Here is a 12,215-nt window from a genome sequence, read left to right as displayed (position 1 = left end):
ATCATTCCGAATGTAAAATAAAGGTATTTATATGCGTGACTGAGAATACTATATAGTATACGCTGCCATCCTGCGAGCGATTAGGTGCAGGGACACCCCTTGCGCTTTCCCGAATGGGGACGGAAGGGGATAAAAGGTTTAAAACCCTTGAGGCAAGGCAGCACGCATCAAATAGTCAGATGATTGCCTATAGTAAAAATGATAAATGGAGGCATGGTCAAATGAAAGCAGCGTTACTCTCATTTTTTCTAGTGTTGGGATTGCTTAGTCCTGTAAATGGGCAAGTGGATATCAAACAAGACAGAATCGGAATCATTCAATACGACGACAATGGAGTAGGCGGGTAGACGTTGAAACACACATCCAGAGGGCACAGAAAAAAATCTCCGAACGTCTTTCGAACAGCTTATTTCTTTTCGGATAGGCTGTTTTTTGATCGTACTAAACGCCAGCTGATCTGGTTGTTTAACAAGGAAAGCATCCCCAGGTAGGGGATGCTATTTTATGCAAACACGAGATTCAAAACATCGACTGTTCCTTACGCTATCTCCTATGTTAAAATCCTGTTTATCCTTCAATATTTCCCCGAATTCTTTTGCCTGTTCCAGATGCTTTCCCTGAAATCATTGGATGGTGGTATTAGTAGTATTGTTACCGTTATCGCCGGTAGAGGGCATAGCGAAGGTCTTTGGGACCCTAACAGCTGAGATGGAAAAAATGGAACAAGCATCTCCTCCGCCAAAGTCTGTCCGAACCCAAAAAAAGGAGAAACGGCTTCCGGTGTATTGCTAGGATATATCCGTTACTCTTAACGGCTTTTTCATCATCATCTGCCGCAACGTATCCGCGTTGATGAAAACGATCCCCAAAATCGTTATAACCGCCCCTGCGACCATCGGCCAGGATACGGCTTCCCGATACAGGATCGCCCCCAGCGCCATCGCGATAATCGGTGAAATGTAGAGCCAAGTGGAGGGAAAGACTGGATTGGTTTTGGCTACCAGCCAGTAAAAAATCGTATGTCCGACCATCGAACCGAACACGATCAAATACAAGAGCGAACCGATGGCGTTTGGAGCAAGCATCGACTCCGGGCGAATCTGCTCCGTGAATAGCGAAAGCGCAAGCAGGGCGGCGCCCCCGTAAATCATCTGGGCTGCATTGAGGGCGATCGGCGAAGCATCTGAAAAGCGCTGGATCACCCGTCTCGAATACAGGGCGCCACTGGAGTAGAACAGCTCTCCGATCAAAATGGCGACACAACCGAGCAGCCAAAACAGGCTGGCCGTGATCGAAACCTGCGGAAAGACGAGGAGTACGACACCGGCAAAGCCAAGCAGGCAGCCGAGCATCGCTTTGCCCGTTACCCGCTCTCGCAGGACAGTCGCCTGAAGCAGCAATATCATGATCGGCCCGGTAGCGGAGAGAATCGCTGCCGCACCTGACGTGACATACTGTTCTGCCCAATACAGCGTGGAAAATGTTCCGAATGTCAGGCAAAGGCCAGTGATCCACATTTCCTTGTGCAAAAGCAAGGAGAAACAGGCTTGTTTTTTCCAGACCATCCAGATGAACAGCAGAACACCTGCGACGAAAAAACGTGCACCTGCCGAGAAAAAGGGAGGTGCTCCCGCATCGATCCCGATTTTGATTGCCAAAAACGTTGTTCCAAACACCAAGCACATCACGACATAGTTGATGATGACCATAGTAACGCCTCCTTGGTATCATCATAAAAAGAAATGAATAGAACAGTTTTCAAATAACAGAACAGATTTCTCGCCACTCGTAGGCAAACATGGACGGCCGTTTTTCTACAAGTGCAAGCACCAAAGCGCTGTTTGAACAAGTGTATGAATACATCTGGACGCGTATCCAGCGCGGGGAGTGGAAGGAGCATGAAAAGCTCCCGTCCGTCCGCCTGCTGGCCGCCGAGCTGAACGTCCACCGCCTGACCGTATTCAAGGCGTATCAGCTGCTCAAGGCAGAAAAGAAAATCTATGTCAAAGACAAGGCGGGCTACTATGTGCATCCTGGCGGCGTACTGCCATTGGACAATCTGGATTCGCCGATTGTCTCCTCCTACATTCAAAAAAGCCATTTGTCCGAAATTCACAAAGTGCCGGTCACGTATCAGTTTTCCTATGCGCTGATCGACCCCAATCTGCTGCCAAACCGGTTTTTTTCCGAATACGTGAAAGAGATTTTTGACTTGTATCCAAAGGTGCTCAGCTCCTATTCCACGGTTCAAGGAGACGAGGAGCTGCGGGAGACGCTTTCTTGCTACTTCAGTCACAAGCACCGGTTTCACCTGTCGCCAGAAGACATCATGATTACGTCCGGCTCCCAGCAAGCCATCGACTTGCTTGCGCGTATGCTCGTCCAGCCGAGGGACGCCGTGCTGCTGGAGCGTCCGACATACAGTGCGGCCATTGATATTTTCCGGCAGCTCGGCGCTCAGCTTATTCCTGTCGAGCTCCATCCGCACGGCTATGATCTGGATCAGGTGGAAGCCTGTATGAAGCGGTACAAGCCGCGCGTGTTTTACCTGAACCCGACCTTTCACAACCCGACGGGCTACACCGTTCCGGCTGAGCAAAGAAAGCAGCTGGTAGAGCTTGCCGAGCGGTATCGCTGTTTTCTAATCGAAGACGATCCGTTTCGTGATATTTATTTTGAGCGCGAACCGCCTCCGCCTCTTTTTTCTTACAGCGTGGATGGCTATGTCGTGTATATCCGCAGCTTCAGCAAATACGTGGCACCCGGCTTGAGGATTGCAGCTGTTTGCCTGCATCCTTCGCTGGTGAACCATTTCTTCACGGTCAAAGCGCTGGCGGACAACGGGAGTCCGTTGCTCAACCAGAAAATTTTCCTCCATTACTTTTCCTCCAACCGTATGCAGCAGCATATTGAAAAGCTGAGGACCGCGCTGAATGTGCGCAAAACGATTATGGAAGAGGAGCTCTCCGCTACTGGCTGGAGATGGAGCAGTCCTGCCGGAGGTCTGAACCTTTGGGTCAAGCTGCCGGAGCTCCTCTCCATGGAAGCGTTGCTCGCCAGAAGCATCGAGCATTCGATCTCCTTTGTTCCCGGCTCTATCTGCGATCCGGCGAAGGAGGCAAAGTCATGGCTTCGTTTAAGCTACTCCTACATTAGCGAAAAGCAGCTGCGCGAAGGAATGAAGCTGTTGATTCGGCTGTCCGGCGAGATTGCCAAAACAGTTGGATGAGAACGCGAAAACTCCGCCCCAGTCGAAGGCGGAGTTTTTTATTGTCTGGCGTACCTGTTAAGGCCTCGCTACTCTTTTAGCATGCTCCAATACTCATAGGAATGGATGGCCACTCCAGCAAAAGAAGGATGGCTTGCCAAAATTTCCGCCAGCTTGTTCAGCTCGTCTTCCATCCGAGCCGTTCCCTCTTCATAAAAGCTGACGAAATTCCCCTCATTGCTCTCTTTCGTTTCTACGGCGACGATTACTTTTTTGCCCAGCCGATCCGCCATTTCCAGCTCTTGCGGGATGAGTGAGGAGATGCTGTTTGGGCCTTCCGCCCGATCGCGGTAAGCCATGACGGCTACGTGGTCGTGCTTGGAGATCAGCCACTCTGTAATCGAGACATTAGGTTGTTCGGGCAGGACAGTCTTGTCCAGCCAAAAGGGAATGTCACAGCCAAGCTGCAGCGAAGGGTCCAGCTCCTTGGCCTTTGCCAGGTAAGCCTCTACATTGCCCATCCACTGCCGGATTACTTCATTCTGGGAGCTTTTCCACTCGGGCAATGTATACGGCTCGATGTCGAAGTGGACGCCTGTGATGGCTGCATTCTTCTCCACCGTCTGGTTGTAACGACCTACCCAGTCCACCAGCGACAAAATTTCCGAGCGGTTTCGCTCCAGCCCCCAGCCGGCCTTGCCCCCGAGCGCATGTACCTCGATTCCCGCAGCGCGGGCTTTTTGGATAAAAGACTGGTAGTAGGAAGGTTTCAGTGTGGTGTCGATCTTTAGATACAGCAGGTTTACCCCTTGGGCCGATGCAAACGAGACGATCTGTTCAGGAACGGACGCGGTCTGGTACGTTTGCCACAGCCAGGTGGCTTTTATCGGCTTTTCTCCAAACGAGAAGCCGGTAAGAAACAAGGCGGGAACCATGAGCAAAAAAATTGCGGTACGCGAAACAGCATTCATTGCAAATCCTCCTGATGTCATTGAAATGTCCTTGGCAACGATGTTCCTTATTCATATCGGCAGCACAGGAAGAGTTGGTGACAGCGAGATAGGGGACAAGGCAAAAAAAGGGTCCAATGAACCAGGACTATATGGGAGGAGAGAGGAAGACCCGGGAAGAAATAATTGGGAAGCGACAGCAGCCGAGAAAGCAGGCACTTCATAGTTTGCTTCAAAAATGCGATGGCATGTGGACAAAAATAGCTGCCTTTCGAGCTAATTTTGCTAAGATAGCCATCAAGGAAAAAATTAGAGCCAAATCCACTGAAGAGGAGCGGTATGCGATGCAGGGAAAGATTGTCCAATTGCCGGAAATGTCAATGGTGGGCGCAAGCTTTACAGGTCCGTTTCAAAGCTTGGGAGTGGAAATGCCGAAGCTGTGGGAGGCATTTTTTCAGAGAGTTAGCGAGATTGGCCAGATCAAAAATCCGTCCTGCTTCTACGATGTCAGCGACCAGAGCAAAGTGAGTGCCCATCAATTGTATACAGAGTACATTGCCGTTGAAGTAGAGAAATTTGACCGCATCCCGGAAGGCATGGTCGGATTTATGATTCCTGCAAGAAGCTATGCCGTGTTTACCCATCAGGGTCCCATGGACCGTGTCCCGGCCACGTACCAACACGCTTTTGAATGGATTTCAGGTCAGGGATTGTCGGTAGCGGAACAAGCGCTGCGTCTCGAGCGCTACGATGAGCGGTATTTCCCGCCCCGTCATGCCGCGGAACGGGAAGACAACGCTTATGACATATTGATTCCTCTTGTCAGCGGGAACTAGTCGCCAAGCGCAGCCAGGCTTTTCTGCCAGAACATGCTGGGCAACGGCCTGAACGTCCTGAAGCATCAGAGGCCCTCTTTTGCGAGGAGGCAGGTTCCAGTATTCTGTATTGTCGTTTCCATACGTATAATGGACATGCACGACATCCAGTCCCTTTTCCAGAGCGAGCATCGTCGAAAAGTACAAAAGCGGTCTGTCAAACGAATAGCTGGCACCAGGACAGATGAAGCAGACCGGGCGATTTTCTCCGCCGGCTTGCCGGATCAGGGTGTACGGCACCGACTGCCCGTCAGTTCTCCGAGCTTTGTTCACTTGGCTTTGAATCATCTTGGGGAGCCTCTCTTTATATCAGGGTATGGGTCTATTGTAAGCCTGTTTGGAAAAACCGTCATAAAAAATGGGAAAACTACTGAAAAAGGAGGGAAGCAAGTGAAGAAAGTATACCTGCAAAATGGCGTGGAACTGGCTTCTATCGACAGCGGGAAGGGAGACGTCGTTTGTCTCGTGCACGGCTTCTGCGGAAGCTCGGCATATTGGGAGAAGCTCATCCCGAAGCTGGAGGAATCGAACAGAGTGCTCGCGCCTGACCTGCGCGGCCACGGTGGCAGCTCTGTTCCCGATGAAACGTACACAGTCGAGAAAATGGCCGACGATCTGGCGCTCCTCATGGACGAGACAGGGATTGAAAAGATGGCGCTATTGGGACATTCGCTGGGCGGATACGTCGCCTTGGCTTTTGCCGAGCGGTACCCCGGCAGACTGAGCGCGCTGGGGCTTATCCATTCCACGGCGTATCCGGATGACGAACAGGCAAAGGAAAACCGGACCAAGGGAATGGAAAGTATCCGCCAAAACGGAATCGAGCCTTTTATCAAGGCGCTCGTACCGAAGCTTTTCGCTCCCGGCGCGTTGTCGAGGTATCCGGGAGAATGGGAGCGGGTCAAACAGATCGGCCTGCAAACACCGCCGGACGGCGCGATCCGGACATTGGAAGCGATGCGGGAAAGAACGAATCGGCGGCACGCCCTGAGCAAGCTTGCTTGTCCGGTCCTGCTCATCGCCGGGGAACAAGACCAGATTATTCCCGCGGAAAAAACCTTTACGACAGATGGGCCCAATGTTCACCGGGTACTGCTTGCAGATGCCGGACACATGGGGATGCTGGAAACTCCGCAGCAAATGGCCGGAGAGATTGCGCAATTCCTGTCCAAAATCTAGCAGGAAGCTGAACATATATCCAGAAATATTTGCTATAATCAGAGATGTCCTATTTTATTATTTTTTACATAATGGGAGGAGAAAACGCGAATGAAAAAAGCACGTCGCATGACCCTGGCCGCTCTGGCAGCTGCTGTCTGTTCGTCCCTGATGGCCGGATCGGTACTGGCCGCTCCGCTGCATCCGGTTCAACACGTTGATTGGATGGTAGAAAAATCCATTGTATCACCGGCAGCAAGCGGCGACCTTGCCCTCGACCGCAACGTGACTTTGTCGGAAGCAGTCGTCGTTTTTGCCAAACTGAGCGGAACCAAAATTGCGGCACCTGAAAAAGGATCGCACTGGTCTGCTCCTTATCTCGCTTGGGCAAAAACGAAGGGAGCGGTAACCCAGGATGATTTCAAGAACCCGACACAGACACTGTCGTCCGCAAAGCTGGCGGATATCGCCAAAAAGCTGGGATATGAACTCAAGCTGGAAAACAAGGCACAGGTGACCCGAGGCGATTTCTTCCAGGCGCTCGGGGATGCGGCTACCACCCACATTACGATCGCCCATACCAATGATACGCACGGACATATTACGGAAGATAAAAACCTGAAGGAATTCGGGTATGCCAAGATCGCATCCTTGCTGAAGGACTGGCGCGAGGAAAACGACAACTTCCTCTTGCTTGACGCGGGAGATACCTTCCAGGGCACGGTCTACGTCAACCAGTTCCAAGGAGAGTCTGTCGTTCCGATTCTCAATTACCTCGGCTACAACGTGATGGCGGCAGGAAACCACGAGTTTGACTTCGGCTATGAACAGCTGCTGAAGCTGCGCGACATGCTGAAACACCCGGTCATTTCCGGCAACGTATTCAAAGCGGACGGCAAAGAACTGCTCGTGCCTACCTTCAAAGCGGAGATCGGCGGCAAGAAGTTTGCCTTTGTCGGCTTTGTAGCGGAAGATACGCCGATCCTGACTCACCCGAACAACGTAAAAGGCCTGACCTTCAAAAACCCGGTAGAAGTGGCGAAGGTCGTCGTGCCACAGCTGAAAAAAGAGGTTGACCATGTAATCGTCGTATCTCACGTCGGTGTGGATGTAGACCGCGAGATCGCGAAAAACGTGCCCGGAATCGATCTGATCGTCGGCGGCCATTCCCATACGCCACTGGAAAAGCCCGAGCTGGTCAACGGCACGTACATCGTGCAAGACTGGGAGTACGGCAAGTCTCTCGGACGCGCTGACCTGTACTACCTCGGCAAGGAACTGGTTGCGTTCAGCGGCGGTCTGAAAGCGTATGACGAAACCGTCCAGGCCGATCCGGAAGTAGAAAAGATGGTTCAGGAAATCGTCAAGAAAATCGATGAGGTCATGGAAGTGGTCATCGCCAAGTCTGAAGTAGACCTCGATGGCGACAGAGCCTTGGTTCGCAAAAAGGAGACAAACGTAGGAAACCTGATCGCCGACATCATGCTGGAGCGTACGAAATCCATTCCCGGACACGAGGCAGACGTTGCTCTGACCAATGCGGGCGGTATTCGCACCCAGCTGAAAGCGGGCGACATCACGAAAAAGAATCTGTACACCCTGCTGCCATTCCCGAATACCCTCGTGGTCATCGAGGTAACGGGAGAAGAGCTGCGTCAAGCTCTGGAAAGCGGCGTAAGCAAGGTGGAGAGCGGAGAGGGACGCTTCCCGCAAATCAGCGGCATGTCCTTCACCTACAATCCAAGCAAGCCTGCAGGTGAGCGCGTTGTCGAAGTAAAAGTAGGCGGTCAACCGCTCGATCCGAAGAAAACCTACAAGGTCGCGACCAATGACTTCCTGGCGACAGGCGGAGATGGATACGAGAGCTTTAAAAAACCGGCGTTCAACACGGGTCTGACCTTCTACAGCATCGTCGAAGAAGAGCTGATCAAACGCAAGACGGTTAATCCGAAAGTAGAAGGACGCATCGTTGAAGTAAATAAATAGTTTTTGACCGCATCATCTTCATTCCGGCATGCAAGCCGATTCAATGGGGCCCTTTTTCCCTTCGAGGGGAAGAGGGCCTCTTTGTGAACCATGCTCCCGACGTGTGCATTTATCTATTTTTTATAGAGTACCTTGCATTATATAATAGTGCTTTGGTAAGATCTAACTTGGTGATGCTTAGTGAACGTTCAATTTAAAAAGGGCGTACTGGAACTTTGCGTACTGGTGCTTGTCGCCCAAAAAGACAGATATGGTTACGAACTGGTGGCCAGCATCTCGGAGAAATTTCACATCGCAGAAGGAACCGTTTATCCCCTGCTTCGCAGGTTGACCATGGAAGGCTTTTTTACAACCTATTTGGCCGAATCGCAAGAAGGCCCGCCGCGCAAGTACTATCAGCTCACCGATAAAGGGCGCAGATATATGAACGACCTCGTGCTGGAATGGCGGATTTTTACCCGCGGGGTCAACCAGATCATCGAGGAGGGAATCGGATTATGACGAGACGTGAGTTTATGGATGAACTTGACGGGCTGCTCCGCGACTTGCCCGACAAGGAGCGCCTAGACATATTGGCAGACTATACCGAACATTTCTTGATCGGAGTGGAACGGGGCAAAAGCGAGCAGGAAATCGCCGAAAGCCTGGGCAGCCCCAAAGCGCTTGCCCGCGAAATTTTGGCTGGGTATCGCATTCATCAGGCGCAATCGAACGCGTCTATCAGCAATATGACGAGGGCGGTTCTGGCGACCGTCAGTTTAGGCTTTTTCAACCTTGTTTTTGTTTTGGGCCCATTTGTCGGACTGATAGGCGTCTTAATTGGTTTATTCGGTACCGCTCTGGCATTGCTGCTTGCACCGATTGGCTTGCTTTTGCAGTTTGGATTTCCGGAAGACGTACATGAGCAATACTTGCTTCTCTTCTCGGGTCTGACATCCTTTGGTTTGGGCGGAATGCTGGCGATCGGATTGGCCCGCTTGAGCGGATGGCTGTATCGGCAATTTTTGCGCTATCTGCACTTTAACGTCCGCATGATTAGGGGGAAATAGCATGAGAAGAATGATAAATCTCCTGTTCGGCTTTTTCTGTCTCTTGTTTCTCGTTGGAGCGATCGGTCTTGTCTGGCAATTGAAACAAAATCCGGAATTCAAAGTTGACAGGAAGACGGTAAGCGAACTGAGAACAATCGACCAGCCGATCAAGGGCGTCGAAGTGGAAACCGATATTGCTGACGTCGTGTTGACCACAAGCAATTTGTCCAATGCAACTGCAAGAATGGTCGGGGAGGCAGACAGCAAGCGCCTGGACAAAATCGAGTTTACGACTGAAGTCACTCCCGACGGAATTCTGCAAGTGAAGCTGAGAGAGCCAAATGAATTTCAGCTCGGATTTGTATTCTTCCAACAGGCTGATCTGCAGCTGCAAGTCATCATCCCCGATGCGGTCTACGACAAAATAGCCGTAAACAGCGGCACGGGAGACTTCCGGATCAACGCGATCAAAGCGAAGGAAGGAACGTTGCGGACGAGCACGGGCGATATCGAGCTGGCAGGATTTGAAGGCGAGGCTTTGACCCTGAGAACAGATACAGGCGAGATGGATATTTCCTCCGTCAGTGCAAAAGTGGACGCCTCCAGCAGTACAGGCGATATTGATTCGCTGCAGCTGAAAGACATGAAGCACGACGTAAATATCAGGACGGACACAGGCAACGTCACGGTATCCCTGTTAAAACTGCCCGAAGCGGCAAAGATGGAACTGTCCACCTCTACGGGAGATATAAAAGCCGATTGGCCGCAAATGTCGTACACAGAAAAAGAGGAGCACAGGGTTGCGGGATCGGTCGGCACGGAAGGTCCGACGCTGACTGTCAGCAGCTCAACGGGAAATATCCGTATTCGTCACTGAGCTTTTGGGAAACAATGGTACGAGAGAGCGTCCCTTGAAACGATAAGATTTTGACACAATCAATGCATTTTTTGTCGATTAGCGAGTGTTATCATAAGGATAAGGAATATTACCGTGTAAAGCGAGGTTTATTCATGACAGCAAAACCGTTTAACGATACGTTTTTAAAAGCTTGTCGACAGGAGCCGACAGATCATGTGCCGGTCTGGTACATGCGCCAGGCCGGCCGTTACCAGCCCGAATACCGCGCCATCCGGGCCAAGCACACCTTTTTTGAAATGAACTACATCCCGGAAGTATGCGCAGAGGTGACCCGTCTGCCGGTTGAACAGCTGGGTGTGGACGCTGCGATTCTTTTTGCCGATATTATGACGCCGCTGAAACCGATCGGGGTTGATGTGAACATTGAGTCGGGAATCGGACCTGTCATCGCCAATCCGGTAGGGTCGATTGAAGATGTCCATCGGTTGGGCGAGCTCGACCCGGATACGCACGTGCCGTACATCATGGAAGCGATCAAAATTTTGCGTCAGCAGCTGTCCGTTCCGCTGATCGGCTTTGCGGGCGCGCCGTTCACCCTGGCCAGCTACATGATCGAGGGAGGACCCTCCAAGCATTACCACAAGACGAAAGCGTTCATGTACACACAGCCTGCGGCTTGGGAAAAGCTGATGGAAAAGCTGGGAACGTTGACTATTACATATCTGCAAGCGCAAATTGCCGCCGGTGCCCAGGCCGTTCAAGTATTCGACTCCTGGGTAGGCGCCTTGAACGATGAAGACTACCGCACCTTCATTGCTCCTGTCATGAACCGCATCCTGCTGTCGCTGCGGGAAACAGGCGTCCCGACAATCTATTTTGGCGTAGGCTGCGGCCATTTGCTTGAAGAGTGGAACAAGCTGCCTGTCGATGTGGTCGGCCTCGACTGGCGGACGTCGATTACGAAAGCGCGTGAGCTGGGGGTAACGAAGACCTTGCAAGGAAACCTCGATCCCACTCTGCTCCTCGCTCCCTGGGAAAAGCTGGAGGCAAAAGCGAAAGAAATTCTCGACGAGGGTACGAAGCAACCGGGCTATATCTTTAACCTGGGCCACGGCGTGTTCCCTGACGCCAGAGTGGAAACGCTGCAAAAGCTGACCCGCTTCATTCACAGTTATCGCCCGAACGCGTAATACGGAGGTGCAACTTATGTCCAAGCAAAAGATCGGATTGCTCCTGATGGCGTACGGAACACCGCGCAAGAAGGAAGAGATTGAGCCCTACTACACGCATATTCGCCGAGGCCGCAAGCCTTCGCAGGAGTTGCTGGACGATTTGACGGCCCGCTATGAAGCGGTAGGCGGCATCAATCGCTTTGCCGAAATTACGGACGAGCAGGTACGCCAGCTGGAACAGGAAATGAACCGCCGTTTTCCGGATAAGGAGTTCGTTGGCTATCTCGGCTTGAAACACATCGCACCTTTTGTAGAGGACGCGGTCGAGGCGATGCACCGAGACGGCATCGAAGAGGCGGCCAGTCTGGTGCTGGCTCCCCACTATTCCAGCTACAGCGTGAAAGAGTACAACGGCAGGGCAAAGGAACACGCGGCCAGCATCGGCGGCCCTGAAATCCACTCTGTGGAGAGCTGGTATACGGAACCCGGATTTATCTCTTACTGGAGCGATGCGATCAAGGATACCTTTGCGTCGATGCCGGAAGCGCAGCGGGACAAAGCGGTGGTGATTTTCTCGGCCCACAGTCTGCCGGAAAAGATTCTCCAATCGGGCGATCCCTACCCGCATCAGCTGGAGGAAACGGCTGCATTGATCGCGAAAGAAGCGGGCATTTCGGATTTCGCCATCGGCTGGCAGAGCGCCGGCAACACGCCTGAGCCATGGCTCGGGCCGGATGTACAGGATTTGACCCGCGACCTGCACGCGGCTCGCGGATACCAGACCTTCGTGTACTGTCCGGTCGGCTTTGTCGCGGAGCACCTGGAGGTCCTGTACGACAACGATATTGAATGCAAAGCGGTAACAGATGAACTGGGAGCCAATTACTACCGGCCCCCGATGCCGAATGCCAGACCTGCTTTTATCTCCTGTCTGGCTGACGTCGTCGGGAAAAAGCTGCCGGCAATGGGGAAATAG

12 protein-coding genes are annotated in these 12,215 nt (G+C 52.1%); 10 read left to right on the top strand and 2 right to left on the bottom strand.

Going from position 1 to position 12,215, the window contains the following annotated elements:
- Positions 1 to 788 precede the first annotated feature (788 nt).
- Positions 789 to 1,709 carry a DMT family transporter gene (locus tag Q3F21_RS10745; RefSeq protein WP_340252300.1) on the bottom strand — a complete coding sequence of 307 codons (921 nt, stop codon included), beginning with the start codon at positions 1,707 to 1,709 and terminating at the stop codon, positions 789 to 791.
- An 89-nt stretch (positions 1,710 to 1,798) separates the two neighbouring features.
- Between Q3F21_RS10745 and Q3F21_RS10740 the strand changes: the two genes are divergently transcribed.
- Positions 1,799 to 3,229, top strand: coding sequence for a PLP-dependent aminotransferase family protein (locus Q3F21_RS10740; RefSeq protein WP_340252298.1), 1,431 nt, complete (start codon positions 1,799 to 1,801; stop codon positions 3,227 to 3,229).
- A gap of 68 nt (positions 3,230 to 3,297) precedes the next feature.
- Here the strand turns inward: Q3F21_RS10740 and Q3F21_RS10735 are convergent, their stop codons facing one another.
- Complete coding sequence (locus Q3F21_RS10735; RefSeq protein ID WP_340252296.1) at positions 3,298 to 4,179, bottom strand: hypothetical protein; 882 nt, start codon at positions 4,177 to 4,179, stop codon at positions 3,298 to 3,300.
- Between Q3F21_RS10735 and Q3F21_RS10730 the strand changes: the two genes are divergently transcribed.
- The 9 genes from Q3F21_RS10730 to hemH all read left to right on the top strand — a co-directional run bounded on the left by Q3F21_RS10730 (position 4,142) and on the right by hemH (position 12,215).
- On the top strand, positions 4,142 to 4,384 hold the full coding sequence (locus Q3F21_RS10730) for a hypothetical protein (protein WP_340252294.1): 243 nt from the start codon (positions 4,142 to 4,144) through the stop codon (positions 4,382 to 4,384). The genes Q3F21_RS10735 and Q3F21_RS10730 overlap by 38 nt on opposite strands.
- 118 nt (positions 4,385 to 4,502) lie before the next feature.
- Positions 4,503 to 4,994 (top strand): GyrI-like domain-containing protein, encoded by a 492-nt coding sequence (locus tag Q3F21_RS10725; protein WP_340252292.1) that lies wholly within the window; start codon positions 4,503 to 4,505, stop codon positions 4,992 to 4,994.
- 429 nt (positions 4,995 to 5,423) lie between these two features.
- On the top strand, positions 5,424 to 6,212 hold the full coding sequence (locus Q3F21_RS10720; RefSeq protein ID WP_340252290.1) for an alpha/beta fold hydrolase: 789 nt from the start codon (positions 5,424 to 5,426) through the stop codon (positions 6,210 to 6,212).
- Positions 6,213 to 6,302: 90 nt separating this feature from the next.
- On the top strand, positions 6,303 to 8,177 hold the full coding sequence (locus tag Q3F21_RS10715; RefSeq protein ID WP_340252288.1) for a bifunctional metallophosphatase/5'-nucleotidase: 1,875 nt from the start codon (positions 6,303 to 6,305) through the stop codon (positions 8,175 to 8,177).
- Between the two features lie 180 nt (positions 8,178 to 8,357).
- Positions 8,358 to 8,678 (top strand): PadR family transcriptional regulator, encoded by a 321-nt coding sequence (locus Q3F21_RS10710; RefSeq protein WP_340252287.1) that lies wholly within the window; start codon positions 8,358 to 8,360, stop codon positions 8,676 to 8,678.
- Entirely contained in the window at positions 8,675 to 9,226 is a 552-nt protein-coding gene (locus Q3F21_RS10705; protein ID WP_340252286.1) for an HAAS signaling domain-containing protein, read from the top strand. Before Q3F21_RS10710 ends, Q3F21_RS10705 begins: the two co-directional genes overlap by 4 nt.
- A 1-nt stretch (position 9,227) precedes the next feature.
- On the top strand, positions 9,228 to 10,085 hold the full coding sequence (locus Q3F21_RS10700; protein ID WP_340252285.1) for a DUF4097 family beta strand repeat-containing protein: 858 nt from the start codon (positions 9,228 to 9,230) through the stop codon (positions 10,083 to 10,085).
- A 134-nt stretch (positions 10,086 to 10,219) separates the two neighbouring features.
- A complete protein-coding gene (gene hemE / locus Q3F21_RS10695; protein ID WP_340252283.1) occupies positions 10,220 to 11,257 on the top strand; it encodes a uroporphyrinogen decarboxylase in 1,038 nt (345 codons plus the stop codon).
- 16 nt (positions 11,258 to 11,273) lie between these two features.
- The gene (gene hemH / locus Q3F21_RS10690; RefSeq protein WP_340252281.1) at positions 11,274 to 12,215 is read left to right on the top strand and encodes a ferrochelatase; all 942 of its coding nucleotides are present in this window, start codon (positions 11,274 to 11,276) and stop codon (positions 12,213 to 12,215) included.

The organism is Brevibacillus borstelensis (assembly GCF_037834415.1).
GTDB lineage: Bacteria > Bacillota > Bacilli > Brevibacillales > Brevibacillaceae > Brevibacillus > Brevibacillus borstelensis_A.
This window is presented reverse-complemented; position numbering and strand designations above follow the sequence as displayed.